Genomic DNA, 25,165 nt, shown 5'->3' on the forward strand with positions numbered 1-25,165 from the left:
GACCAAGATGAATACCCTCACCGCGCGTCGGAACGCGCTCTCCTCTCTCTGGGCCTTTGTCGCGCTCAACATCGCGTTTGCCGATATCCTCGGGCTCTACACGCCCGGCGTCATTCCCGAGGTCATCGAAGGTGTCATCGAAGGCGTCACCGTCACCGAGAACATGATACTCATCGCGGCGGTGTTCATCCAGATCCCGGTCGCGTTGATCGTCGCGATGCAGTTCCTGCCACTCCGCGCGTGGCGCGCGGTCAACATCTTGGCCGCTCTGGTGACAGCCGTTTTTGTTGTCGCCGGCGGGTCTCCACGACCTCACTACATCTTCGTCGCGAGCTGCGAAATCGTAGCGCTGCTTTCGATTGTCGTCTTGGTTTGGCGTGCTCCTACTTCGGAATGGGCCGATGCGGAGAGCGCGTAAAGAGTGGAGGCGTTGGTCGTCAGAGGATCGCCTCGATGCAGGTTTAAAGAGACCTGTTCGCCGGATCAGAGTCTTTCCCACCGGAGGCGTGCAGCTTGCGTGCAACCTAAAGTAGGGTTGGGAAAGCGCACGAAAGCAGCCCTGCACGCAAACGCAGCAAACTCACCCTATGGCCGCGAACTGTGATTTGCCGGCTCAATCTTCGCTGCGTGACGTCCCAATGGCTGCTATTGCTGCTGCGACACAGCATCCAAATCTACGCACTTGCAGAGGTTTTTCCGCTGCGAGCGCACGCAGCGAGAAATCCAAAGTCACAGGTTGGGCTTGAAGCGGTCGTTCTGTGCGCGTGAGACATGCTCTGATATCATTGGCTGATCAGCAATTCAGAGGACCATCCAGTTGATGGAATCTTTGGCGGGTTGTTGCTGTTGGTTAAGGCAAGATCACCGAAGCGCTCTTAACTTTTGTTACCCCTGAGGGCTTTTGTGCGATTTGAGGGGTGTTTCGCACAAATACCCCCACTTACAGCGCCCTGGATGGCGGATGGGTGCCGCTCTCGCGGTTTGGTCAAACCGCTGCCGCGCCCGCATCGAAAAAGCAAAAGAGGCTTACAGCCCGAGTTTGCTTTTCACGATGTCATTGACCGCCTTGGGGTTCGCCTTGCCGCCAGTCGCTTTCATGACCTGACCGACGAAGAAGCCCACAAGCTTCGGATTTTCCTTGGCTTTTTCGACCTGCGCGGGGTTCGCGGCGATGACGTCATCCACGGCGGCCTCGATGGCGCCGGTGTCTGTGACCTGTTTCATGCCGCGCGCCTCGACGATCTCCGCTGGATCGCCGCCCTCGGTATAGACGATCTCGAAGAGGTCTTTCGCGATCTTGCCGGAGATATCTCCCTTTTGAATCAAGGAGATAATGCCGCCAAGTTGATCCGGGGAGACGGGGCTGTCGGCAAGCTCGCGGTCGTCTTTCTTGAGCCGGCCGAAGAGCTCGTTGATGACCCAGTTGGCCGCCATTTTACCGTCCCGGCCCGCAGCGACCTTCTCGAAAAAGTCAGCGGCAGTGGTCTCGGCCGTCAGCACGGAGGCGTCGTAGTCAGACAGGCTGAAGTCCTTGATAAAGCGTGCTTTCTTGGCGTCGGGCAGCTCGGGGAGCGTGGCTTCGATCCCGTCGACCCAGGCCTGTTCGATCTCAAGCGGCAGCAGGTCCGGGCAGGGGAAGTAGCGGTAGTCATGGGCCTCTTCCTTGGAGCGCATGGAGCGCGTCTCGCCCTTGTCGGGATCGTAGAGACGCGTTTCCTGATCCACGGAACCGCCTGATTCCAATAGAGAAATCTGGCGTCTGGCCTCGAAATCAATGGCTTGCTGGATGAAGCGCATGGAGTTCATGTTCTTGATCTCGCAGCGCGTGCCGAGGTGGGAAAAGTCCTGTGTTTCCTGATACTTCTCGTATTGGCCCGGGCGGCAGACGGAGACGTTCACATCCGCGCGCAGGTTGCCGTTTTGCATATTGCCGTCACAGGTGCCCAGATACCGCAGGATCTGGCGCAGCTTCGTCACATACGCCGCCGCTTCCTCCGGCCCCCGGATGTCAGGGCGCGAGACGATTTCCATGAGCGCGACGCCGGTGCGGTTGAGGTCTACAAAGGACATCGCGGGATCCATATCGTGGATCGATTTGCCCGCGTCCTGCTCCATGTGAATGCGCTCAATGCGCACCAGACGGGCCGTCCCGTCGCCCATCTCGACCAGCACTTCGCCTTCGCCCACGATGGGCTCGTAGAGCTGGGAAATCTGATAGCCCTGCGGCAGATCGGGGTAGAAGTAATTCTTGCGGTCAAAGGCGGATTTGAGATTGATCTGTGCCTTGAGGCCGAGGCCAGTGCGCACCGCCTGCTCAACGCAGAATTCATTGATCACCGGCAGCATCCCCGGCATCGCGGCATCCACGAAAGCCACATTGGCATTGGGCTCCGCGCCAAATTGTGTGGAGGCGCCGGAGAAGAGCTTGGCCTGGCTGGAGATCTGGGCATGGACCTCCATCCCGATGACAAGTTCCCAATCGTCCTTTGCCCCGGAAATCACCTTGGGTTTGGGCGTGTCATAGCTCAGATCCAGCATGGTGTGCGTGCTCCTCTTGGTCTCGCCTGCTTCTAGGGCAGGTGGCAGGGGGGAGCAAGCCTCAGACGCGCCGGGCGGAGGGGGTCTTCAATTCGGTCGCAAAGACATGGGCCACAGCATCCCAGGCACGATTGTGGCCGTCCTCAAAAAGCGTGGCGCGGCGCGTGCGATCCATCTGCAAGGTGGTGCAATTGGACAGCGGCCCCAGCGCCCAGACCCAGGGGTGCAGCTCTTCCATCCGTCCGCGCACAAGTCCTGCCCGCCGTTTGACCAGCGCCTTGCGTTGCGCGCGATCGGGGCCTTTGCCGTCGGCCACGTCAATAAAGCGGGACAGATAGGCGGCAAACAGGTTCACGAAATGCTGGGAGGAGCGGCGCGCGAGAATGTCATCGATCCCGTCCAGGAAGAAGTCCGTATCGAGGAAGGCAAAGCCCGCCGGGTCCAGCGCCAGCGCATCGAGCCATACCCAGGTATAGCCGCCATTGCCCCATGTCCGGTGGGTCTGCACGGCGCAGCGCCGAGCCTGCAGTTCCAGATCGCCATGAGATCCAAACCATTGCGGCAACAGGTGCAGCCCATAGGCGCGCAGATGGCCGGGTGCGTCGGGGTTGAGCCCGATGAGCGTTTCATAAGCCTTGATCACGGCGCGTTTGTCGGCGTTGTTGCCCGCCAGCAGCGCGGCCTGAAGCGCGGCGAGGATGCTGGAGCGCTCTTGCGTGGCATCAAAGCCGTTGATGGTTGCCGCCGCGCGTTCGAACATCGCGCAGAACTCGGGCAGATGGCGTTTTGGTGTGTGCAGGACCACGCCTTGTTCATACCAGGCCCAGCCCGCATCCATCAGCGCATCCGCCGCCAGCACCGCGCCGCCGTAACCAAGGGCGGGATCATTGAGATCGGTGCAGAAGCTTGCGAGATCCTCAAGCACTCCATGCTTTTGCGACAACCGGCCCGACCGAGCGATGGATTGCAGCGCCATCACCAGATCAGAGCGCGCGCCTGCGCTGAGCAGTTCTGCCAAAGGCGTGCCCTCGGCGGTCATGTCGCGCGCCTGATCATGATGCATGATCAGGGCGGCGAGCTCGTCCCATGCGTCTTGCCGGGCCATATCCCGGCCCATCTCAAAAATCGCGGCGGTGCCTGTCTCTTCGGGGGTTTCCTTGCAAACAGGCATCGAGAGCCGCGCCTCGATCAGCGCGTCGGTCATGGGCGGGGCTGGCAACCGGCGGCCCAAAGGCCGCATGCGGGGGAAGGTGGCAGACTTCTTGAACATGTATTCGCAGGCGCAATCGTTAAGGTTGTTGGGAAATTTGACGGGTGAAAAGGGCGCAAACATGGCGTTTGAGCGGTGTGCATGGCGCAATCGCGGGCTGGATCGGAACACAGCGTTTGGCATTGCGCACCAATAGAATGCCTTTTGGGAGATCGGCGTGGGTGCCGTATTCGCTTGGGTTGTGTCGTGGCCAGGCCAGCCCGTCAAAACCGCGACTTGATCTTTGGGGCGGACCTGCGCCAACCTGTCATCAATAGCGAGGGACGGACATGAGAACAGACACACGCAAGGGCGGGGCGCCCACGCCGCTACACGGAGCCCCAAAGTTCAAGCCCGTCACTTTGGACATCTTTCGCACAGCGCTTCGTAAGGGCATGGCCGATCTCAAGGCCGCCCCGTTCATCGGGCTGTGTTTTTCGCTGTTCTACTTCATTTGTGGCTGGATCCTCGTCTGGATCACGCTGCAATCGGAGACCACCTACTGGCTGGTGCTTGCGGCGACGGGCTTTCCGCTCATCGGGCCCTTCGCGGCGGTGGGATTTTATGACATTTCGCGGAAACGTCAGGCGAATGAGCCGGTGATTGTCAGCGAAGTCCTGAGCGTCATCTTCTCGCAAAGGCTGCGCCAATTGCCCTCGATCTCCGCTGTGATCGTGATTGTCGTGATGTTCTGGTTCTTTTTGGGCCACATGGTCTTTGCGCTCTTTCTGGGGCACATGCCGATGGTGAATGTCTCGACCTCGCTGGAGGTCTTCACGACACCGCAAGGCGCCTCCATGCTGCTTTTCGGCTCTGCGGTGGGGGCCGGTTTCGCGATCATCCTGTTCAACATATCGGTGCTGGCGCTGCCGATGCTGCTTGATCGAGAGGTCGATTTCGTGACCGCGATGCTCACGTCTTTTCAGGTTGTGCTGAACAATCCCGTGCAAATGCTCGGCTGGGGGCTCTTTATCGCCGTGCTTACTTTTTTGGCATTGGTGCCGTGGTTTCTGGGTCTGTTTCTGGTTTTGCCCTTGCTGGGCCATGCGACATGGCATGTTTATGATCTTCTGAAGGAAGAGGAAGCGGCCTAAACGCCGAGGATGCTTGCACCCCACGGCGGGCCTGCTACCTTCCTGTCATCAAACAAGGGCGCAAAGCCCATGATCCTTGGGAGGACATATCATGAAACATATGACGGCGAAATTCGCCGCCACGGCTGTGATCGTGGCGTTTGCCGGTGAAGCGGCGGCAACGGAGTGGAATGCATCGCTCTGGGGCAAGCGGCGCGCCTTTACCGAACATGTCGAGAAGCTGGCTGAGCTGGTCTCGGAAAAGACGGGCGGTGAGTTTACCATCAACATTTCCTACGGTGGTCTCAGCAAGAACCGCGAAAACCTCGATGGCATTTCCATCGGCGCATTTGAGATGGCCCAGTTCTGCGCCGGCTATCACCGCGACAAGAACCGTGCGATCACGGTGCTGGAACTGCCCTTCCTCGGTGTCGAAACGCTGGATCAGGAAGTGGCCGTGAGCCACGCAGTCTATGATCACCCGGCAGTGATCGACGAGATGGCGCAGTGGAATGCCAAGATCATCATGACGAGCCCCATGCCACAATACAACATCGTGGGCACGGGCGAGCCGCGTGACACGCTGGCCAAGATGGAAGGCATGCGCGTGCGCGCCACCGGTGGTCTGGGCGAGGCCTTCAAGGCCGTGGGCGCCGTGCCAACATCGGTGACCGCGACGGAAGCCTTCCAGGCGATGGAATCAGGTGTGGTCGATACAGTGGCTTTCGCCCAGCACGCCCATTTGTCGTTCGGCACAATCAATGAAGCCGATTGGTGGACCGCGAACCTCAACCCCGGCACCGTGAACTGCCCCGTGGTCGTCAACACCGATGCACTGGACGCGCTTTCCGATGAGCACCGCGCAGCGCTCGAAAGCTCCATCCCGGAAGCGATTGACCACTACCTCGCCAATTACGCCGATCTGCTGGAGCGCTGGGACGGTGTCTTGTCCGAGAAGGGCGTGCAGAAGGTCGAGATCTCCGGCGACGTTCTGGATGAGTTCCGCGCCAAGGCAGCGGCACCCGCGCGCGACGCCTGGATTGCAGACATGTCCGCCCAAGGCCTGCCTGCGCAGGAGCTCTACGATCTGGTGACGTCGACGCTTGAGAAGGCGAAAATGTCGAACTAAGTCATTGGCTTGTCCCAGCCTCTTGAGGCGTCGGGGCAAGCCCTCGCAACTGGTTTGACCAAGATGGATCGTGACAGCTTCAACGTCTATTGCCGCGCCAAACCGGGCACGACCCATGTGGTGCAATGGGGCAATGCCGACGTCTGGAAAGTGGGCGGCAAAGTCTTCGCGCTGTGCGGCTGGAATGACGGGCGGGATGCCTTCACCTTCAAGGTCACGCCCATGGTGTTCGAGCTTCTGGGGCGCGAACCCGGTTACCGCCCGGCGCCTTACATGGCCTCGCGCGGGATGACATGGCTGCAAGTGCACGAGCCCGATGAGGTGCCTGACACGGACCTGCGCCAGCATCTCGACGTCTCTTACGAGCTCGTTGTGGCCAAACTGACGAAAAAGGCCCGGCACGCGCTGGGTCTGGGGGAAAAGTGACATGGCAGGCAGTGCAGCAGTGCTGGAGGATGGCTCCCGGCTGAGTCGGTTGGACCGAGGCTTGCTCAGGCTCGAGCGTTTCTTCGCGTTGATCTCCGGCCTCGCGGTCTTTGCCCTGATGTGGTTGGCCGTCCGCTCGGTCGGAGGGCGGGAATTCTTCGAAGTGCCGCTCTCGGGCTATGTCGACTGGATCGAGATGGCGATGCCGCTCATCGCCTTCATGGGCATTTCCTATTGCCAGCGCGATGGCACCCATATTCGCATGGATATTCTCGTGGGCGCCCTTAAAGGCCGGGCGCTTTGGCTCTTCGAGCTCATTTCCGTCATCCTGATCTTCTTGCTGATCTCATTGCTCATCTGGGGCAGCTGGGCGCATTTTCAGCGCAGTTTTGACTTTGGTGCACCGATGTGGAGCCGCGACAGCTCCATCGACATCGGCCTGCCCATCTGGCCAGCCAAGCTGATGGTGCCCGTGGCCTTCTCGGTTCTGGCGCTCCGGCTTCTGGTGCAGATCTGGGGCTATGGCCGCGCGTTTGTGCTGGGCCTGGAACGGCCCGTGGCGGTGCCCATGGTGCTCTCGGCCGCAGAGCAGGCGGCCGCAGAAGCCGCGTCCCTCGAGGCCGCAGGCCAAGAGCGGGAGCGCTGAGATGGAGCCCACCACAATTGGTTTATACGTCTCCGCCGGTTTGCTGCTCATGGTGGTTTTGGGCATGCGCGTGGCCTTTGCTGCGGGGCTGGCGGGGCTTATCGGGCTTATTCTCGTCTTTTGGGAAAAGCGCAATTTTGGCACGGAGCATTTCGGCTGGGCGCTGGGTGTGGCCGTAAAGACGGCGGGGCAGGTGCCCCACTCAAAAGTGGCGGCTCATACGTTGTCACTCATCCCGACTTTCATCCTGATCGGCTATCTCGCCTATTACGCCGGGTTGACGAAGGCGCTCTTTGAAGCCGCCAAGCGCTGGATCGCCTGGGTGCCCGGCGGGCTTGCGGTCTCCACGGTCTTCTCGACGGCAGGTTTTGCCGCCGTCTCCGGTGCGTCGGTGGCCACGGCGGCGGTCTTTGCCCGGATCGCGATCCCGGAGATGCTCAAGATCGGCTACAACAAGCAATTCGCGGCGGGCGTTGTGGCGGCGGGTGGGACGCTGGCTTCCTTGATCCCACCCTCGGCGATCCTCGTGATCTATGCCATCATCGTGGAGCAGGACGTGGGCAAGCTGCTGCTTGCGGGCTTTATCCCGGGCGCCTTCTCCGCGTTGGTCTATGCGACGCTGATCATCGGTATTGCCGTGATCTTCAAGAACGTGGGCCCGCCGGTGCGCGGGTTTACTTGGCGCGAGCGCTTTGCCAGCCTGCCTGCCGCATTGCCCATCGTGGCAGTCGTCGTGATCATCATCTTCTTCGTCTACAATCCCTTCGGGGATGCTTGGGGCACACCCACGGAAGGCGGGGCTGTTGGCGCTTTCATCGTCTTTTGCATGGCGCTCTATCGGGGCATGCGGTGGAAAGAGCTCAAGATGGCGCTTTTGGAGACGGCCAAGCTCACGGTGATGATTTTTACGATCATCTGGGGTGTGTTGATCTATGTGCGCTTCCTGGGCTTTGCCGATCTGCCCGGCGCGTTCTCGGATTGGATCACGTCACTGACCGTTTCGCCGATGCTGATCCTCGTGTGCATCCTGCTGGCTTATGCGGTGCTGGGCATGTTCATGGATGCCATTGGCATGCTCCTGCTGACCCTTCCCGTGGTTTATCCGGCAGTGATGGCGCTCAACGGCGGGGAATTTGTCTCGGCGCAGGACAGCACCTTCGGGATGTCCGGGCCGATGTGTGCGATCTGGTTCGGAATATTGGTGGTCAAGATGGCTGAGTTCTGCCTTATCACGCCGCCCATTGGGCTGAATTGCTTTGTGGTCGCGGGTGTGCGCGATGACCTCTCGGTGCAGGACGTGTTCAAAGGCGTGACGCCGTTCTTCCTGGCAGACGCAGTGACCATCGCCTTGTTGGTCATGTTTCCCGCGATTGTCTTGTGGCTACCTTCACTGGCGTGACGTTTCTTCAAGGAGCGGGCTGCGCCCGCGCAGGTTTCTTTGGGGCAAAGGCGCTTCGAGCTCACCTCCCCAAAGGGCCGGAGCCGCGCTCTTCTGATCTCCTGCATGACCGGGCGTGGGACGTGGCGTCAAGGAAAATAGCGGTTTCCCCGCCCGCCTTGCGGACGCGCAGCCTCCGCGATTTTCCTTGTCTCCCCGCACCGCGCCCGGTCTTTTGGAGATCATGCGAGAGCGGCTCCGCCCCAAAGGGCAGGGGGATGGCTTTGGCTTCGGGGCAAATTGGCCTTTTGTCGCTCTGATGTGTTGGAAAGCGCGACAAAAAGGGTCGGGTGCGACATCGTCGCACTTGGCTCGCGCAAAGATGACTTAAGTCAAGGCGCGGAACAGGTTAGGGTGAGAAGAAACCCTGAGGAGGACGCGCGATGATCCCCGAAATAGGACAGATAGCTCTTGTCATGGCGCTTGGCGTGGCGCTCGTGCAATCGACTGTGCCGATGTATGGCGCAGCCAAGGGCAATACGCTTTTCATGCAATTGGGCATCTCGACGGCCATCGGCCAGTTCGTTTTATGTGCCGTTGCCTTTGCGGCGCTCATGTGGGCGTTTGTGGTGAGCGATTTCACGGTTGTGAACGTCGTTCAGAACTCCAATTCGCTCAAACCCATGATCTACAAAGTGGCCGCCACATGGGGCAGCCATGAGGGCTCGTTGCTCTTGTGGACCTTGATCCTCGCGCTTTTTGGCGCGGGCGTCGCGGTCTTTGGGGCCAATATTCCCAATGCCTTGCGGGCACGCACGCTCTCGGTGCAGGGGTGGATTTCGGTGGGGTTCCTGAGCTTCATGCTCTTCACCTCCAACCCGTTTGACCGGATTTTCCCGGCCCCCCCGGATGGCAATGACCTCAACCCTTTGTTGCAAGACATCGGTCTCGCGCTGCACCCGCCTCTGCTCTACATCGGCTATGTCGGCTTCTCGATCGTGTTTTCCTTCGCCGTGGCAGCCCTCATCGAAGGGCGCGTGGACGCGGCCTGGGCCCGCTGGGTCCGGCCCTGGACGCTGGCGGCGTGGATCGCGCTCACGGGCGGGATCGCGCTTGGGTCCTGGTGGGCGTATTACGAGCTTGGCTGGGGCGGCTGGTGGTTCTGGGACCCGGTCGAAAACGTCTCCTTTATGCCCTGGCTTCTGGGCACGGCGCTCTTGCATTCCGCCATCGTGACGGAAAAGCGCGGGGCGTTCAAAAGCTGGACCATACTGCTGGCGATCCTGACCTTCTCGCTCTCGCTACTGGGGACCTTCATCGTGCGCTCTGGCCTGTTGACCTCGGTGCATGCCTTTGCGGTCGATCCGGAGCGCGGGGTGTATATCCTCGGTCTTCTGGCTGTCTCCATAGGTGGCTCGCTCACGCTTTACGCCTGGCGCGCGCCGCAGATGGAGGGTGGGGGTCTCTTCCAGCCGGTGAGCCGCGAAGGCGGCCTGCTGGTCAACAACTTGCTTTTGGCCACGGCCACGGGGACGGTTCTCTTCGGGACGCTCTATCCGCTCTTCCTGGAAGGCGTCACGGGAGATAAAATCTCGGTTGGTCCACCCTTCTTCAACATGTCCTTTGTGCCGCTCATGCTGCCTTTGATCTTCGTGATGGGCATGGGGCCGTTTCTCAGCTGGAAACGCGCCGATCTCGGGGCTGTTGTGCAGCGGCTGAAATGGCTGATGGGTCTTACGGGATTGGCGGTCCTCGTGATCTGGTATGTCGTGACGAAAGGCCCTGTTCTGGCGGTCTTGTCCTTTGCTCTGGGCCTGTGGCTTTTCGCAGCAACGGCGATGGAATGGGCCGGGCGCATCAAGCTGGGCTCGGCCCCGCTGGCGGAGAGCTGGCGGCGCGCGAAGGGCTTGCCGCGAGCGACCCATGGGATGACCATGGCGCATCTGGGCCTTGCGGTTTGCATCTTCGGCTTTGTCGGCTCATCTGCCTGGAAAGATGACATCGTGACCTTCGCAGAAGTCGGTACGGATGTGGAGATCGCGGGCTTCACCCTCACGTTCGAGGGGATGGAGCGCGTGCAAGGTCCGAACTACACCGCCAATCGCGCCACGCTGACGGTGACCCGCGATGGTGAGTTCGTGACCGTTCTCAATCCGGAGCGGCGGACCTATCCCGTCGCCGGGATGGCCACGACGGAAAGTGCGATCCGCCATTCATGGGCGGGCGATCTCTACACGTCCGTCGCGGAACCTGCGGCACAGACGGGTGGGAACATCTGGACCCTGCGCATCATCTACGAGCCTTTGGTCAACTTCATCTGGCTGGGCACGTTGATGCTTGTCATTGGCGGATGCCTGTCCCTGTCGGACAGACGCTTGCGAGTGGGCGCGCCCAAGCGCTCGCGGACCGCGCTTCCCGCGCAAGCCACCCCTGCGGAGTAGATCATGCGGCAAATACTGGTTTTTGTGCCTCTTATCGTGGTGCTGGTCATCGGCGGGTTTTTCCTGTGGGGGCTCAACCCCAACCGCGATCCAAATGCGATCCCCTCGGTCCTGATCTCCCAGCCTGCGCCGGTGTTTGATCTTGAGGCTGTGCCCGGCGTTGACGTGCCGGGCCTGGCCACGGCGGATTTGACGGACCGGCCCGATCCTGCTGTGGTCAACGTGTTTGCATCCTGGTGTGTGCCCTGCCGGGCTGAGCACAAGGTGCTGACGCGGCTGGCCAAATCCGAAGGGTTTGACCTGATGGGCATCAACTACAAGGACCGCGCAGAGGATGCGTCCCGCTGGCTGGAAGATCTGGGCAATCCCTACAAGCGGATCGGCTTTGATCTCTCGGGCCGCGCCGGGATCGAATGGGGCATCTCAGGTGTGCCGGAGACCTTCATCATCGGTCGGGATGGCACGGTTGTCTGGCGGTTCGTCGGGCCCATCGTCACGGAACAGGCGCAAGACGAGCTGCGTGCGGCCTTGGCCCAGGCACGAGGGGCGGGCGTATGAGGCATGTGATGTTGATCCTCGCCTTGGTCTTCGCCGGGCCAGCCTTTGCGGTTGAGCCGGATGAAGTGCTGGCCGATCCAGTGCTGGAGGAGCGCGCGCGGGAGATTTCCAAGAATGTCCGCTGTGTGGTGTGCCAGAATGAGCCGATTGACAGCTCCAACGCCGGGGTTGCGCGGGATCTGCGTATCCTGATCCGCGAGCGGTTGGTGGCCGGTGATACGAATGCCGAAGTGGAGGCCTTCCTCGTGGCGCGCTACGGCGATTACGTGCTCTTCAAGCCGCCCTTCAAGCCCAGCACTTATGCGCTCTGGCTGGCGCCGGTAGCGTTGATTGGATTTGGCGGGCTGGCTGCGTATTCCGCCTTCGCACGTCGAAAGAAGCAAGCGGTTGTAGGCTTGAGTGCGGATGAAGATGCAGAGGCAGAAGCCCTTTTGGCGCAGTTTGCCGAGAAAGACGGAAAGAACGACAAGACATGATGCTCTGGATCGCCGGTGCGGCGCTGGCCGTGATGACAATTGCCTTTGTGGTGGCGCCCTTGGTGCGGCGCAGCGATGAGGCCCATGTGGATCACGCAGAAGGTGCCTTGGCCATCTTTGCGGATCAGATCGCAGAGGTTGAACGCGAGGCTGACCAGGGGCTCATTTCGGGCGCGGAAGCGGAAGCGGCCAAGGTCGAGATCAAGCGCCGCATGCTGGCGGTGGCCAAAACGCGTGGCAGCTCTGTTTCTGAGCGCTCCGGGCGTGGGCTGATTGTCGTCTTGGCGCTGATTGTGCCTGTCATCGGTGGGGGGCTGTATTGGCAGCTGGGCAGTCCCGATGTTCCAAGCCAACCCTATGCCAGCCGTGCAGACGAGCGGGCCAATTCCAACGAGGTTGCGCAACTGGCAAGCCGCCTGCGCACACGTCTGCTCGAAGATGAATCGGGCGGGCCAACAGATGGTTGGGTCCTCTTGGGCCAGACCTATTTTCGCATGGGCCGCTATGGCGATGCAGCGCTGGCCTTCGCCCGTGTGATTGACAGGCCAGAGGCCACCGCGGGCATGTTGACGCAATATGCCGAGGCGCTGATTGCCTCCGAGGACGGGCTGGTGACAAACCGTGCCGCTGTGATCCTTGAGCGGGCGATGGCGATGGAGCCGCGCAATCCTGCCGCCACCTATTATCAGGCGCAATGGCTCGATCAGGAAGGCCGCGCCGAGGAAGCGCAAGCCCTGCTGGCCGATCGGTTGGGCCTTGAGACCTCCTACCAGCCATGGATGGATATCTTCGTCGAACAGATCAATCGCATCGCGGCGCAATCCGGCGGCGCGCCTGTCAGCGTGGAAGACTTTGTGGAGCAGCCCCGCGGCCCGTCTCAGGAAGATATGAACGCCGCGGCCGAAATGTCGGCTGAGGATCGCAGCGCCATGATCCAATCCATGGTTGAGGGTCTGGCCGCGCGGCTGGAAGACGAGCCGGACGATCTGGATGGCTGGTTGCAATTGGGCCGGGCCTATCTGGTCCTGCAACAACCGCAGCAGGCCCGCGCGGCCTATGAGGCGGCAGAAGGTCTGTTGCAAGCACTGCCTGTCGACGATCCGCGCCGCGCAGTGGTCGCCCAAGGGTTGGAAGCGGCAGGCGGTTAAACCTCAGCCGCCGGTCAACGTGCCGCGTCAATCGCGTCGGTCACGGATTGCGCTGTCAGCAACTCGGGCAGCGGTATGCCTTGCGGTGCTGCCGGTCCGTAGACCACGTTGAACGGGATACCGAACCGACCATAGCTTTGAAGATAGCTCTGGATCGTGGCATCTGGCCGGGTCCAGTCCGCCTGCATGGGCAAGAGGTTTTCGTCTTCAAAAAGGCTTGCAACGGGCTCACGGTCCAGCACCAGGGCCTTGTTGGCTTTGCAGGTCAGGCACCAATCCGCTGTCACATCAACGAAGACCACACGGCCATCGGCCACTTCCTCGGCAATGCGTGCCTGATCAAACACAGCCCAGTTTGTGTCGGAAACCAGCTGCGCCGGGGCGGCGAGAGCGGCGGGGAGGGCAAGGGCGGCCACGGAAAGCGCGCTGAGTACCATGCCGCGTTTGGGCAGGCGCAGGATCATGAGCGCAAGGATCGCCGCAGCAATGGCGGCCATGACCAGCGCGGCGCGCAGGCCCGCCGATGCCCAGAGGATGGATAGCAGCCACAGGGCGGTGAGCCCCAGCAGCGCGCCCAGACCCCATTTGACCTTGACCATCCACGCGCCCGGGCGTGGCAGCGCCGTGATCAAACCGGGCAGCAGCGCAAAGAGCAGGTAGGGCAGGGCCAGACCGAGGCCAAGCGCCGTGAAGATGACCACGACATCAAGCGCACCCCCCGCGAGCGCGAAGGCCACGGCCGTGCCCAGGAAAGGCGCAGAACAGGGCGTTGCCATCACAGCTGCAAACGCGCCCGTGGCGTAATCTCCCAGCAGACCGGCGCCCTGCGGCCCGCCCATGCGTGTTTGCAGACCATCAGGCAGGTTGATCTCAAAAAGCCCCGCCATGTTGGCCGCAAACAGAACCATGAGAAGGATCATGAGCGACAAAAACACCGGGCTTTGAAACTGAATACCCCAGCCTACCATGCGCCCCATGCCTTGCAGGCTCAAAACGATGGCGGCGAGCAGCCACATGAAGCTCACGATCCCCAAGGCTGAGGCCAGAAACCCTGCCCGTACCCGAGCGGGGCCTTGTGTTGCTGTCTCCAACGCGTGGCCGATTTTCAGGGACAGGACCGGCAGGACGCAGGGCATCACATTGAGGATCAACCCGCCAAGAATGGCGATGAGGGCCGTCATCAAAAGCCCGGTGCCCACCGGCGCGGGCAGGGGGGCATTGGCTTGGGCTGCGGCCGCGGTGACAGCCCAGGCGCCGTCCGTGATCGTCAGATCCAGCGCAGCCGCGCCATCAGGCAGATACAGGACAGGCAAACTCGCCCAGAGCGTGCTTCCCCCATCGGACAGGCGGATATCAGGCTTGCCAAAGCTGGCGTCGCCCAGCTCCGGGAAGACATCGGGCGCGATGAACGGCACGTCGCGGCGCGCCTCCAGCGTCAATTGCCTCTCATCCCAGTGGGCGCGCACATCCGTCATGCCCGCGTCTTCGCCGGACAAGGGGACTTCTGCGATAGCCTCTGCCAGCGTCGCCGCATGGTCCGGGTTGATCCCGGCGCCCGCGGCAAGCTCAAGGCTCAGCGTGAAGTCCTCTGGAATGCAGACATCGGCGCAGACCAGCAAGCGCACGGAGGCGTTGAGCGTTACCGGCTCTCCCGGGGCCTCAAGCGAGATCTGGATTGGGAAGACAACCGTGCCGCCATAGCCGAAATTCTCAATCTCGAAGGCGGTAAAGCGCTCCGGCGCGGGAAAGAGCAGCTCAGCCTCTGCGAGGTTGCGGGACCCGTCCCACAGGATTTCGGGTGGCAGGCCAACCTCGCCGGGGCTGCGCCAATAGGTCTTCCAACCCGGTGTCATCTCCACGCGCAATCCCGCAGAAAGCGTCCGGGCCCCCGGGGCAATGCCGTCTTCGGCCGTGATGAGCTGCGCGCGCGCGCTTGTGCGCTCAACCCATGCGCTTTCCGCCGCCCAAAGCGGGACGGCCAACACCAAGAGCATCAAGAGGGAGATCACACGCAGCACCGGGCGCATCCTTGTCTGAGTTCTCTCGTCTTATATCGGTCCTTGCGCGCCAAGGGCAGAGGCTGATTGCATCACGAAGCCGCGAGCATCTTGGCGGGGGCCGCGCGAAAGCCTCTTTCCTTTCAGAGGCGCGCGTGAAATAGGGAGGTGTCAAATGATGCTGCCCCAGGAGGTCTCTGAGATGGAGATTCGCGACGCGCTTACATTTGACGACGTACTGCTTGTGCCCGGTGCGTCTGACGTCCTGCCGTCCACCGCTGATACGACAACGCGCGTGACGCGTCAGATCGGTCTCAACATTCCGCTGCTGTCATCCGCAATGGATACGGTCACCGAAAGCCGCATGGCCATTACCATGGCGCAATGGGGTGGCATGGGCGTGATCCACAAGAACCTCGATGTCGAAGCGCAAGCGCGCGAGGTGCGGCGCGTGAAGCGGTTTGAGAGCGGGATCGTCTACAATCCCGTCACATTGAAGAGCAATCAGACGCTGGCCGATGCCAAAGCTCTCGTGGAGCGCTACAATTTCACCGGTTTTCCTGTCACAGACGAAAAAGGTCTTGTGGTCGGTATTCTGACAAACCGCGACATGCGTTTTGCAAACTCCGACGATACGCCCGTGCATGTCATGATGACCTCTGACAACCTTGCGATGCTGGCCGAGCCTGCGGATCTGGAAGAAGCCAAAAGCCTGATGCGCGCGCGTCGGATCGAGAAGCTTCTGGTCCATGATGGCAAGGGCAAGCTCACGGGCCTGCTCACGCTGAAGGACACCGAGCAAGCCGTTCTGAACCCAACCGCATGCAAGGATGAGCTGGGCCGCCTGCGCGTCGCTGCGGCCACGTCCGTGGGGGACAGCGGTTTTGAGCGCACCGAGGCGCTTGTGGATGCCGGGGTTGATATCGTTGTTGTCGATACGGCCCATGGGCATTCCAAAGGCGTCATCGAAGCGGTGACCCGGGCAAAGACGCTGTCCAACGAAGTTCAGGTCATTGCTGGCAATGTCGCCACGGCCGAGGCCACGCGGGCGTTGATCGATGCAGGCGCGGATGCCGTAAAAGTGGGGATCGGGCCCGGCTCGATTTGCACCACGCGCATGGTCGCCGGTGTGGGGGTGCCGCAATTGACGGCGATCATGGATTGCGCGCAGGCGGCGGGCGAGACGCCGGTGATCGCGGATGGTGGCATCAAGTTCTCCGGGGATTTCGCCAAGGCCATTGCTGCGGGGGCATCCTGCGCCATGGTTGGCTCGATGATCGCGGGGACCGATGAGAGCCCGGGCGAGGTCATCCTGTATCAGGGCCGCTCGTTCAAGGCCTACCGTGGCATGGGCAGCCTGGGCGCCATGGCGCGCGGTTCAGCGGATCGCTATTTCCAGAAAGATGCCGCTTCTGACAAGCTTGTGCCTGAAGGCATCGAAGGCCAAGTGCCTTACAAAGGCCCGGCCGGTGCCGTCGTGCATCAATTGGTGGGCGGTTTGCGCGCGGCCATGGGCTATACAGGCTGCGCCACGGTTGAGGAGATGCGCACCGCGTGCCGTTTCGTGAAGATCACCGGGGCGGGCCTGCGGGAAAGCCATGTCCATGATGTTCAGATCACGCGGGAAGCGCCGAACTACCGGGCGGGATAAGGGCCATGACGCCTGGTGCACGGGTTCAGGCCGCCATAGAGATCTTGGATTCCATCGCTGCGGGCCTACCCACGGAGCAGGCCCTGACACGTTGGGCCCGCGCCAGCCGTTTCGCCGGGTCAAAAGATCGCGCGGCCGTGCGCGATCATGTCTTTGATGTCCGCCGGCAATGGCATTCAACCGCTGCCCTGGGGGGAGGCGACACGGGGCGCGCGCGCATGATCGGCTTGTGTCGTGCGCAAGGCATTGATCCCGATGATGTTTTCACCGGGCAAGGTCATGCCCCGAAAGAGCTGGACGAGGCCGAACGCGCGATGGGCGCGGCGCCTGACCCTCAAACGGCTCGTGATCTCCCGGATTGGCTATGGCCATTGTTTCTCGAAGGTATGTCTTTGGATGTGGCGGACGCTCAGGCCCAAGCGCTGCGCGCGCGCGCGCCCGTGGATCTCCGCGTCAATCTGGCGAAATGCGATCTGGAGACGGCTCAGGCCGTATTGGCGCGCGACGATCTTAAAACGCAAACCGTTGCCTTGGCGCGCACCGCACTTCGCGTGACTGAGGGCGCGCGCCGCGTTGCCCGATCCGAAGCCTATAAGGACGGTTTGGTTGAACTGCAGGATGCGGCCAGCCAGGCCGTAATAGAGTCTCTCCCGCTCAAACCCGGAATGCGTGTTCTGGACTATTGCGCAGGCGGCGGCGGCAAAGCATTGGCCATGGCCGCGCGTGTGTCCGGGCCCGTGGATGTGCATGATGCATCGCCGGAACGCATGGCCTCTATCCCGGAGCGGGCGGGGCGCGCGGGCGTGGAACTCCGAATGACGCAGCAGCCCAAAGGATCCTATGATCTGGTCCTGTGTGACGTGCCGTGTTCGGGAAGTGGATCGTGGCGCAGATCCCCGGATGGCAAGTGGAAGTTAACGCCAAAAGAACTGTCAGATATTCGATGCGTACAAACTGACATATTGCGCAAAGCTGCCGGCCTTACGGCCGAGGGTGGCGTTTTGGCCTATGCGACCTGTTCCATACTGCACTGTGAGAACGCGCTGCAGGTATCTGAAATCAAAGAGGAAATCCAGAATCTGTCTGAGGTCTTGTCGCGTCAGTTTTTGTTAAGCGATGGCGGAGATGGGTTCTTTGTATCTGTGTTGCAAAAAGCGGGTTAGCCATTTCTTTTCAACCTTAGGTGGTAATTGGTTTAACCTCGCGTTAACGTGATGAGCGATAGGGTTGCGCAAAGGAGTGTGCGTTTTGCAGGTTGACTTACTTAGGCAGGCTAATGGTTTCGGCGCAGCAATCTAACCTGAGCCATCAAAAACTGGGGGCCATCGCGGTTCTGCTGGGGGCATTTAGTGCCGTCTTCGGCGTGCTCTTTGCCTCTGGCGCCCTGGGATCTGTTCTCATAGGAGCTGGCATCACGATTCTACTGGCGGGCTTGTCCGTTGGCCTGCGGACCCTTCTGCGAGATCGCGTGGGTACATCACAAGAGACGATGCTGCGCAGCCTTATCGAGCATGAGCAAGCGATCTGCGTGGTCACAACTGCTGATGGAGAGGTGAAGCTGGTTAACGCTGCTGCCCTGGACCGTTTGCGTCGGGATGTCGGTGATGACAGGATCGTGCAGGCTGGCGAAATCGAACGGCTTGGGCAGATCCTTGAACTGATGCTCGCAAGTCCCGGCGGTTTGATTCACCGCATGCGGACGAAGGCCATACAGAAAGGTCTGGCGCAAGAATCGGTTGTGACCCGAAAGGGCCAGGTCCGATTGTCGGCGCAGGATGTGGGCAGCGGGCTGATGCTGTGGCGTGTCGAAGAGGTCAGTGAGACTGATTTGCAGCGTGCGCAAGACGGCGTGACGCTGCCGCGTGTCACTGTTGGTCGGTCAGGCGCCATCCTCTTCATGAACGATGCGGCCCGGCGTTTGTTCGGCAAACGCGCGAAATCCCTTGATGATCTGGGCGTTGGTAATGTGGCTGCAGGGGCAGTAATTACGGTCGCGGGCGAAGAGAAAGCCATCCAGTGCTTGGTGGCGCAGGTGGATATAAGTGGTGCGCGACGAGAGTTGTTTTTCCTGCCTCCGCCCAAAACGATGACAACACCGCCTGATGAATCCGGCTTCGATACACTTCCCGTGCCCTTGCTGCGCCTGTCTGCGGATGGTTTGATCTCACGCGCCAATAGTGAAGCTTTACGGTTGCTCGATATCCAATCGGCTGACAACCTGCGGTTGGGAGATGTTCTGGAAGGGTTGGGGCGCCCAATAAGCGACTGGCTTGACGATGTCGTGAATGGTCGCGCGCAAAACCACGGTGAGTTTTTGCGCCTGTCTAATGCCAGCAAAGAACGCTTTTTGCAGGTATCGCTCAAGCGGGTCATCGTTGGCGATGGCGTTGGTCTCGTTGCGGTCTTGAGCGACGCAACTGAGCTCAAGACTTTGGAAGCCCAATTCGTTCAAAGCCAGAAGATGCAAGCTATCGGCCAATTGGCCGGCGGTGTCGCGCATGATTTCAACAATCTTCTGACGGCCATTTCCGGGCATTGCGATTTGCTCTTGCTGCGTCACGATCAGGGTGACCCTGACTATGGAGATCTGGTCCAGATCAACCAGAACGCCAATCGCGCCGCGGCTCTCGTTAGCCAGCTATTGGCGTTCTCGCGCAAACAGACGCTGCGACCCGAATTGTTGCATTTGCGCGATACGCTGTCTGACCTGACGCACCTGTTGAACCGTTTGGTCGGTGAAAAAGTCAGGCTTTCCCTAAACCACGCAGAAGACCTGCGCGCCGTGCGAGTGGACAAGAGACAGCTCGAACAAGTGATGATGAACCTCGTCGTAAACGCGCGAGATGCCATGCCCGACGGTGGGCAAATTGATGTTCAAACCGATGTGGTACATTTGAAAACACCGCTCAAACGGGACAGGGCTGTCGTTTCTCCCGGTGAATACGTCTCGGTGAAAGTTTCCGATCAAGGCTGCGGAATTGCGCCCGACAATCTTCAAAAGGTTTTTGAGCCCTTCTACACGACAAAACGTGCCGGTGAAGGAACCGGTCTGGGCTTGTCGACTGTCTACGGCATCATCAAGCAAACCGGTGGCTTCATTTTTGTCGATTCGGTCGTGGGGCAGGGCACGTGTTTTACACTTCTCTTTCCCGTCCATGACGAGGTTGTCGAAGCTGAGGTTGTGGAAGAGCCCGTGGCCAGTGAAGCGCTTCCGCAACAAAGCGATGCTGTTGTCTTGCTCGTTGAAGACGAAGCGCCTGTTCGGGCCTTTGCATCGCGCGCGTTGCGCTTACGAGGCTTTACCGTGGTTGAAGCACAGTCCGCTGAAGAAGCACTGGAGAAACTCGAAGACCCCGACCTGAAGATTGATGTGTTTGTCACGGATGTGGTCATGCCCGGAATGGACGGTCCGCGTTGGGTCAAGCAGGCGTTGGAGCAAAGGCCGGGCGTGCGTGTTGTTTTCGTGTCGGGATATGCAGAAGAGAGCTTCAGCGAGGATCAAACCCGAATTCCCAACTCAGTGTTTTTGCCAAAGCCGTTTTCGTTAAGCGAACTCACTGACACGGTGCAACGGCAACTGCATTGACTATGCTTTGACGTGACGCCCCCCGTCGGGAATTGACGCATAGAGTTCGAACTCGGCCGTCAATTTCCGTTTCGCTTTCCGCTCCACTTCTGGCGACAAGGATGCTGGAACCTTTGGTGAGACATTCGCACGCTCCAGTGTGATATCCCGCCGCAGACGATGAGCGATCCACGCAATCATCGCCTCTTGATCGTCATAGCGAAATAAATGCGTAACCTCGGTCCCATTGGGGCGAGGCTCCAGAAACTTGAGTTGACTGCCGACATTGGCAAATCCGGGCTTCTCGCCCTTGATGTAGGCGTTGACAAAGTCATCAAATGACATGCGAGCGGTTGAGTTCGGTTTGCCTTCCATAAACGGCCGCGCGCGGTAGCGGTACCAACTCGACAACCAGGAAATAGGCTCACGCATGACGGCCAGCGTTTCCATGTCCGGTGCGCCCTGTTTTTCAAACATGGGCCTAAAAAATCGATTGTAGCGATAGACAGGAGCATGTTTCAGCTGCGGTGGATCGCGCACCACGAGATCGGCGTGATTCCCCAAAGCATGTTCCAATGCGGTCGTGCCGGTCTTTGGAACCGCCAAGATCGTCAGTTTTTCTTTCCAGAAAACAAGCATTTGCCTACCGTTTTGGTTGCTCTCGTGACTGTAAACTACTCCTTAACCAATCGCTACAAAAGTAAAGCTCACAAAATTCATCTTGAAATGTTCTTGTTTTGATCGCATTAAGAACAAGACAAGAACAAACGCAAGTCATGGACCTTGCGGCGGCAGCGTGAAATAAGGAACCAGACGTATGGCAACGGCAGATCTTCTTTCCATGGATAGCAAACGCAACGCAGACAAACAAAAGGCGCTTGATAGTGCCTTGGCCCAGATTGAACGTCAGTTCGGCAAGGGTTCTATTATGAAGCTGGGTGGCGAGAACGCCATTCAGGAAATTGAGGCGACATCGACCGGCTCCCTCGGCCTTGATATCGCTCTGGGCATCGGTGGCCTGCCAAAAGGGCGGATCGTTGAGATTTACGGGCCCGAGAGCTCCGGCAAGACCACGCTGACGCTGCATTGCGTGGCAGAGGAACAGAAAAAAGGCGGCGTCTGTGCCTTCGTGGATGCGGAGCACGCGCTTGACCCTCAATACGCGCGTAAGCTCGGCGTTGATCTGGACGAATTGCTCATTTCCCAGCCCGATACCGGGGAGCAGGCGCTGGAAATTACCGACACATTGGTGCGCTCCGGCGCGGTGAATATGGTAATTGTGGATTCGGTCGCGGCACTGACACCCAAATCCGAGCTGGAAGGGGATATGGGCGATAGCTCCGTCGGCGTACACGCCCGATTGATGAGCCAGGCCATGCGTAAGCTGACGGGCTCGATTGCGCGCTCGAATTGCATGGTGATTTTCATCAATCAGATCAGGATGAAGATCGGTGTCATGTTCGGCTCGCCGGAGACGACGACCGGCGGCAATGCGCTGAAATTCTACTCTTCCGTGCGCCTCGATATCCGCCGCATTGGCGCGATCAAGGATCGTGATGAGGTCGTCGGCAACCAGACCCGCGTGAAGGTTGTTAAAAACAAAGTGGCGCCGCCGTTCAAACAGGTCGAATTCGACATCATGTATGGTGAAGGCATCTCCAAAATGGGGGAATTGCTGGATCTTGGCGTGAAGGCAGGCGTTGTTGATAAATCGGGCTCATGGTTCTCCTATGGCGATGAACGCATTGGGCAAGGCCGCGAGAACGCGAAGACGTTCCTGCGGGAAAATAAGCGCGTGGCCTATGAGATTGAAGACAAGATTCGCGCCGCTCACGGGTTGGATTTTGACATGCCCCCCGAAGAACAAATCGAGGATGATGGCGTTCTGGAAGGGTAAGCCGTCACCTGCCGGCGCAGCAGATCCACTGATGTCGGGCAGAGCAGCGAGAAGACTTCATGAAAGAGCGGTCCGACGGGGCCGCTCTTTCTCGTTGCGAGGACGGCATGTGAGGGCTATTTCACGTCAAGCCCAAAGGAAAACCGTCGATGACCAGCCTCAATGAAATTCGCTCCACCTTTCTCGATTACTTCGCCCGAAATGGGCATGAGGTGGTGGCCTCCAGCCCGCTCGTCCCGCGGAACGATCCGACGTTGATGTTTGCCAATTCCGGCATGGTGCAATTCAAAAACCTGTTCACCGGCTTGGAAACGCGGGACTACAGGCGCGCCACAACCTCGCAGAAATGCGTGCGGGCCGGCGGCAAGCACAACGACCTCGACAATGTGGGCTATACCGCCCGGCATCACACGTTTTTCGAGATGCTCGGCAACTTCAGCTTTGGCGATTATTTCAAGGAAGAGGCTATTCCCTTCGCATGGGAATTGATCACGGATGCGTTCGGTATCCCCAAAGATCGGCTCTACGTGACCGTATACCATACCGATGACGAAGCGGCGGAGATCTGGAAGAAAGTGGGCGTTCCCGAGGACCGCATCATACGTATCGCAACATCCGACAATTTCTGGCAGATGGGGCCGACGGGGCCGTGCGGGCCCTGCACCGAGATTTTCTACGATCACGGCGATCATATCTGGGGCGGCCCTCCCGGCTCGCCTGAAGAAGATGGCGATCGCTTTATCGAGATCTGGAACATCGTTTTCATGCAAAACGAACAGTTCGAAGATGGTTCGATGAAAGCACTCGACATGCAGTCGATCGATACCGGCATGGGGCTCGAACGCATTGGCGCTTTGTTGCAGGGCAGCCATGACAATTATGACACTGACACGATGAAGGCGCTGATCGAGGCGTCGGCCCATGCGACAGGCGTTGATCCCTTTGGCGACAAGAATGTCCATCACCGGGTGATCGCGGATCATTTGCGGTCGACGTCTTTCCTGATGGCTGATGGTGTGATGCCGTCCAATGAAGGGCGGGGTTACGTGTTGCGCCGGATCATGCGGCGCGCGATGCGCCATGCGCATTTGCTGGGCGCCAAGGATCCTGTGATGCACCGCCTGGTGCCCGCGCTTGTGCAGCAAATGGGGCAGGCGTATCCCGAATTGGGGCAGGCGCAGGCCTTGATTGAAGAGACCTTGAACCTTGAGGAAACGCGCTTCAAGGCCACGTTGGATCGCGGATTGAAGCTGCTGGATGAAGAGCTCTCGGATCTCCCTGAGGAGGCGCCATTGCCGGGCGCGACGGCCTTCAAGCTCTACGACACCTACGGCTTCCCGCTGGATCTCACGCAGGACGCGTTGCGGGAGAAGGGTCGCTCCGTGGACACGGACGGGTTTGATGCCGCGATGGCGGAACAGAAGGCCAAAGCCCGCGCGGCGTGGTCCGGCTCAGGCGAGGCGGCAGATTCTGCCATTTGGTTCGACGTCTCCGAAGCGCATGGCGCAACCGATTTTCTGGGCTACGACACCGAACTCGCAGAAGGACAGGTTGTGGCCATCGTGCAAGATGGCGCGTTGACAGATGAGCTGGCCAGCGGCGCGGAGGGTTGGATGGTCGTGAACCAGACGCCGTTTTACGCCGAAAGCGGAGGTCAGGTCGGCGATCGTGGCAGCTATCTCAAGCCAGATGGCAATGGCGCCGTGTTGGATACACAAAAGATGGCCGGGGGCGTTTTTGCCCATAAGATCAAGCCGGAAAAGGCCTCTCTTAAAGTGGGAGATGCGCTGGAGCTGCGCGTGGATCACACCCGCCGCAGCGCCATTCGTGCGAACCATTCCGCAACACACCTTCTGCACGAAGCCTTGCGCCACGCGCTTGGGGATCACGTCGCGCAACGCGGCTCTCTGAATGCCGAGGATCGCCTGCGCTTTGACTTCAGCCACACGAAGGCCCTCTCGCTGGAAGAGATCAAGCAGGTAGAGCAAGAGGTGAATGCCTATATCCGCCAAAACGCGGCGGTCGAAACCCGCATCATGACGCCGGACGATGCGCGTGCGATTGGCGCGCAGGCCTTGTTTGGCGAGAAATATGGCGATGAGGTGCGTGTTGTTTCGATGGGTACTCAATCGGGTTCGGGCAAAGGGCAGGGCGGCGATACCTACTCAATCGAGCTCTGCGGGGGGACCCATGTGCGCCAGACGGGAGACATCGGTGTCTTTGTCACCCTGGGCGACAGCGCGTCGTCTGCCGGAGTACGCCGGATCGAAGCGCTGACCGGTGAGGCGGCCTTTGCCTATCTGTCCGGGCAGGATCACCGGCTTGCGGAAACGGCCCTGGCGCTTAAAGCCCAAGCTGCGGATGTGCCAGATCGGGTCAAAGCCCTGCTGGATGAACGCAAATCGCTCCAGAATGAAGTCGCGCAGCTGCGTCGGGAATTGGCAATGGCAGGCGGGGGCTCAGGTCCGGCTTCCGAGGCCGAGAGCGTTGCAGGCATGTCTTTCACCGCGCAAGTCGTCTCTGGTGTCACTGGAAAAGACCTGCCGCCTTTGATTGACGCGGCAAAAGAGAAAATGGGCTCGGGCGTAGCGCTCTTCATTGCAGATGCGGGAAATAAGGCTGCCGTGGCCGTGGGGGTAACCTCAGATCTGACAGACAAGGTCAATGCCGTGGATGTGGTGCAGGCCGCAGTGGAAGCGCTTGGCGGTAAAGGTGGTGGCGGTCGTCCTGACATGGCGCAGGGCGGTGCGGCGAGCGCCGAGAATGCCGAGGCGGCGATTGCAGCCGCGCGGGCCGTTTTGGAGAACTGAGAGGGGCGCGGCCTTGGGGCTGCCCTGCCACACGGCGTGCGTGTTGGCCCGAGTGAGGGGCGCGCTATCCCATCTCGATGATGCACGAGGCAGTCTGCGAAAAGCTAACACACTGGTCACAGCTGGAACGCAGGAGCGGGCTGTGCGCTGAACAGAAATGTCTGTGGTTTAGGTTTTAAGCGC

Annotated in this window: 19 protein-coding genes; 15 read left to right on the forward strand and 4 right to left on the reverse strand. The window is 60.1% G+C overall.

Going from position 1 to position 25,165, the window contains the following annotated elements; translation table 11 throughout:
• Positions 1-7 precede the first annotated feature (7 nt).
• Positions 8-418: a DUF6326 family protein gene (locus ACP15S_RS05615; RefSeq protein ID WP_425038590.1), complete on the forward strand. Its 411-nt coding sequence runs from the start codon at positions 8-10 to the stop codon at positions 416-418.
• A 608-nt stretch (positions 419-1,026) separates the two neighbouring features.
• On the opposite strand, the gene gatB is transcribed toward ACP15S_RS05615, so the two are convergent.
• Complete coding sequence (gene gatB, locus ACP15S_RS05620) at positions 1,027-2,538, reverse strand: Asp-tRNA(Asn)/Glu-tRNA(Gln) amidotransferase subunit GatB (RefSeq protein WP_425038591.1); 1,512 nt, start codon at positions 2,536-2,538, stop codon at positions 1,027-1,029.
• Between the two features lie 61 nt (positions 2,539-2,599).
• Complete coding sequence (locus ACP15S_RS05625; protein WP_425038592.1) at positions 2,600-3,808, reverse strand: hypothetical protein; 1,209 nt, start codon at positions 3,806-3,808, stop codon at positions 2,600-2,602.
• 269 nt (positions 3,809-4,077) lie between these two features.
• On the opposite strand from ACP15S_RS05625, the gene ACP15S_RS05630 reads away from it, so the two are divergent.
• The 9 genes from ACP15S_RS05630 (at position 4,078) to ccmI (ending at position 13,062) form a co-directional block, all read left to right on the forward strand.
• The gene (locus ACP15S_RS05630) at positions 4,078-4,881 is read left to right on the forward strand and encodes a DUF2189 domain-containing protein (RefSeq protein WP_425038593.1); all 804 of its coding nucleotides are present in this window, start codon (positions 4,078-4,080) and stop codon (positions 4,879-4,881) included.
• 91 nt (positions 4,882-4,972) lie between these two features.
• On the forward strand, positions 4,973-5,989 hold the full coding sequence (dctP, locus tag ACP15S_RS05635; RefSeq protein WP_425038594.1) for a TRAP transporter substrate-binding protein DctP: 1,017 nt from the start codon (positions 4,973-4,975) through the stop codon (positions 5,987-5,989).
• Between the two features lie 9 nt (positions 5,990-5,998).
• Complete coding sequence (locus ACP15S_RS05640) at positions 5,999-6,415, forward strand: MmcQ/YjbR family DNA-binding protein (protein WP_425038595.1); 417 nt, start codon at positions 5,999-6,001, stop codon at positions 6,413-6,415.
• Position 6,416: 1 nt separating this feature from the next.
• Positions 6,417-7,061: a TRAP transporter small permease subunit gene (locus ACP15S_RS05645; RefSeq protein ID WP_425038596.1), complete on the forward strand. Its 645-nt coding sequence runs from the start codon at positions 6,417-6,419 to the stop codon at positions 7,059-7,061.
• Between the two features lies 1 nt (position 7,062).
• Positions 7,063-8,460: a TRAP transporter large permease gene (locus tag ACP15S_RS05650; RefSeq protein ID WP_425038597.1), complete on the forward strand. Its 1,398-nt coding sequence runs from the start codon at positions 7,063-7,065 to the stop codon at positions 8,458-8,460.
• Between the two features lie 422 nt (positions 8,461-8,882).
• Positions 8,883-10,880, forward strand: a complete 1,998-nt coding sequence (locus ACP15S_RS05655) for a heme lyase CcmF/NrfE family subunit (RefSeq protein WP_425038598.1) — start codon at positions 8,883-8,885, stop codon at positions 10,878-10,880.
• Positions 10,881-10,883: 3 nt separating this feature from the next.
• Entirely contained in the window at positions 10,884-11,438 is a 555-nt protein-coding gene (locus ACP15S_RS05660) for a DsbE family thiol:disulfide interchange protein (RefSeq protein ID WP_425038599.1), read from the forward strand.
• On the forward strand, positions 11,435-11,914 hold the full coding sequence (locus tag ACP15S_RS05665; protein WP_425038600.1) for a cytochrome c-type biogenesis protein: 480 nt from the start codon (positions 11,435-11,437) through the stop codon (positions 11,912-11,914). Before ACP15S_RS05660 ends, ACP15S_RS05665 begins: the two co-directional genes overlap by 4 nt.
• Positions 11,911-13,062, forward strand: a complete 1,152-nt coding sequence (gene ccmI / locus ACP15S_RS05670) for a c-type cytochrome biogenesis protein CcmI (RefSeq protein WP_425038601.1) — start codon at positions 11,911-11,913, stop codon at positions 13,060-13,062. Before ACP15S_RS05665 ends, ccmI begins: the two co-directional genes overlap by 4 nt.
• A gap of 14 nt (positions 13,063-13,076) precedes the next feature.
• Here the strand turns inward: ccmI and ACP15S_RS05675 are convergent, their stop codons facing one another.
• A complete protein-coding gene (locus tag ACP15S_RS05675) occupies positions 13,077-15,089 on the reverse strand; it encodes a protein-disulfide reductase DsbD family protein (protein ID WP_425038602.1) in 2,013 nt (670 codons plus the stop codon).
• 172 nt (positions 15,090-15,261) lie between these two features.
• Between ACP15S_RS05675 and guaB the strand changes: the two genes are divergently transcribed.
• From guaB to ACP15S_RS05690, 3 genes are all read left to right on the forward strand, one after another.
• Entirely contained in the window at positions 15,262-16,710 is a 1,449-nt protein-coding gene (gene guaB, locus ACP15S_RS05680) for an IMP dehydrogenase (protein ID WP_425039659.1), read from the forward strand.
• A gap of 5 nt (positions 16,711-16,715) precedes the next feature.
• Positions 16,716-17,873: an RsmB/NOP family class I SAM-dependent RNA methyltransferase gene (locus tag ACP15S_RS05685; RefSeq protein ID WP_425038603.1), complete on the forward strand. Its 1,158-nt coding sequence runs from the start codon at positions 16,716-16,718 to the stop codon at positions 17,871-17,873.
• A 113-nt stretch (positions 17,874-17,986) separates the two neighbouring features.
• Positions 17,987-20,296: an ATP-binding protein gene (locus ACP15S_RS05690; RefSeq protein WP_425038604.1), complete on the forward strand. Its 2,310-nt coding sequence runs from the start codon at positions 17,987-17,989 to the stop codon at positions 20,294-20,296.
• On the opposite strand, the gene ACP15S_RS05695 is transcribed toward ACP15S_RS05690, so the two are convergent.
• Entirely contained in the window at positions 20,297-20,914 is a 618-nt protein-coding gene (locus tag ACP15S_RS05695) for a gamma-glutamyl kinase (RefSeq protein ID WP_425038605.1), read from the reverse strand. It abuts the gene before it with no gap.
• A gap of 178 nt (positions 20,915-21,092) precedes the next feature.
• On the opposite strand from ACP15S_RS05695, the gene recA reads away from it, so the two are divergent.
• Both recA and alaS read left to right on the forward strand, forming a co-directional pair.
• On the forward strand, positions 21,093-22,172 hold the full coding sequence (gene recA, locus ACP15S_RS05700) for a recombinase RecA (protein ID WP_425038606.1): 1,080 nt from the start codon (positions 21,093-21,095) through the stop codon (positions 22,170-22,172).
• A gap of 149 nt (positions 22,173-22,321) precedes the next feature.
• The gene (alaS, locus tag ACP15S_RS05705) at positions 22,322-24,982 is read left to right on the forward strand and encodes an alanine--tRNA ligase (RefSeq protein ID WP_425038607.1); all 2,661 of its coding nucleotides are present in this window, start codon (positions 22,322-22,324) and stop codon (positions 24,980-24,982) included.
• Positions 24,983-25,165 lie beyond the last annotated feature (183 nt).

Origin of the sequence: Primorskyibacter sp. S187A (assembly GCF_049800955.1) — a bacterium.
Lineage (GTDB): Bacteria > Pseudomonadota > Alphaproteobacteria > Rhodobacterales > Rhodobacteraceae > JAKVBH01.

Bases quoted from the DNA above. Each gene is read 5' to 3' on its own strand.
- ACP15S_RS05615 (WP_425038590.1), top strand. From the start codon at position 8: ATGAATACCCTCACCGCGCGTCGGAACGCGCTCTCCTCTCTCTGGGCC.
- gatB (WP_425038591.1), bottom strand. From the start codon at position 2,538: ATGCTGGATCTGAGCTATGACACGCCCAAACCCAAGGTGATTTCCGGG.
- ACP15S_RS05625 (WP_425038592.1), bottom strand. From the start codon at position 3,808: ATGTTCAAGAAGTCTGCCACCTTCCCCCGCATGCGGCCTTTGGGCCGC.
- ACP15S_RS05630 (WP_425038593.1), top strand. From the start codon at position 4,078: ATGAGAACAGACACACGCAAGGGCGGGGCGCCCACGCCGCTACACGGA.
- dctP (WP_425038594.1), top strand. From the start codon at position 4,973: ATGAAACATATGACGGCGAAATTCGCCGCCACGGCTGTGATCGTGGCG.
- ACP15S_RS05645 (WP_425038596.1), top strand. From the start codon at position 6,417: ATGGCAGGCAGTGCAGCAGTGCTGGAGGATGGCTCCCGGCTGAGTCGG.
- ACP15S_RS05650 (WP_425038597.1), top strand. From the start codon at position 7,063: ATGGAGCCCACCACAATTGGTTTATACGTCTCCGCCGGTTTGCTGCTC.
- ACP15S_RS05655 (WP_425038598.1), top strand. From the start codon at position 8,883: ATGATCCCCGAAATAGGACAGATAGCTCTTGTCATGGCGCTTGGCGTG.
- ACP15S_RS05660 (WP_425038599.1), top strand. From the start codon at position 10,884: ATGCGGCAAATACTGGTTTTTGTGCCTCTTATCGTGGTGCTGGTCATC.
- ACP15S_RS05665 (WP_425038600.1), top strand. From the start codon at position 11,435: ATGAGGCATGTGATGTTGATCCTCGCCTTGGTCTTCGCCGGGCCAGCC.
- ccmI (WP_425038601.1), top strand. From the start codon at position 11,911: ATGATGCTCTGGATCGCCGGTGCGGCGCTGGCCGTGATGACAATTGCC.
- ACP15S_RS05675 (WP_425038602.1), bottom strand. From the start codon at position 15,089: ATGCGCCCGGTGCTGCGTGTGATCTCCCTCTTGATGCTCTTGGTGTTG.
- guaB (WP_425039659.1), top strand. From the start codon at position 15,262: ATGGAGATTCGCGACGCGCTTACATTTGACGACGTACTGCTTGTGCCC.
- ACP15S_RS05685 (WP_425038603.1), top strand. From the start codon at position 16,716: ATGACGCCTGGTGCACGGGTTCAGGCCGCCATAGAGATCTTGGATTCC.
- ACP15S_RS05690 (WP_425038604.1), top strand. From the start codon at position 17,987: ATGGTTTCGGCGCAGCAATCTAACCTGAGCCATCAAAAACTGGGGGCC.
- ACP15S_RS05695 (WP_425038605.1), bottom strand. From the start codon at position 20,914: ATGCTTGTTTTCTGGAAAGAAAAACTGACGATCTTGGCGGTTCCAAAG.
- recA (WP_425038606.1), top strand. From the start codon at position 21,093: ATGGCAACGGCAGATCTTCTTTCCATGGATAGCAAACGCAACGCAGAC.
- alaS (WP_425038607.1), top strand. From the start codon at position 22,322: ATGACCAGCCTCAATGAAATTCGCTCCACCTTTCTCGATTACTTCGCC.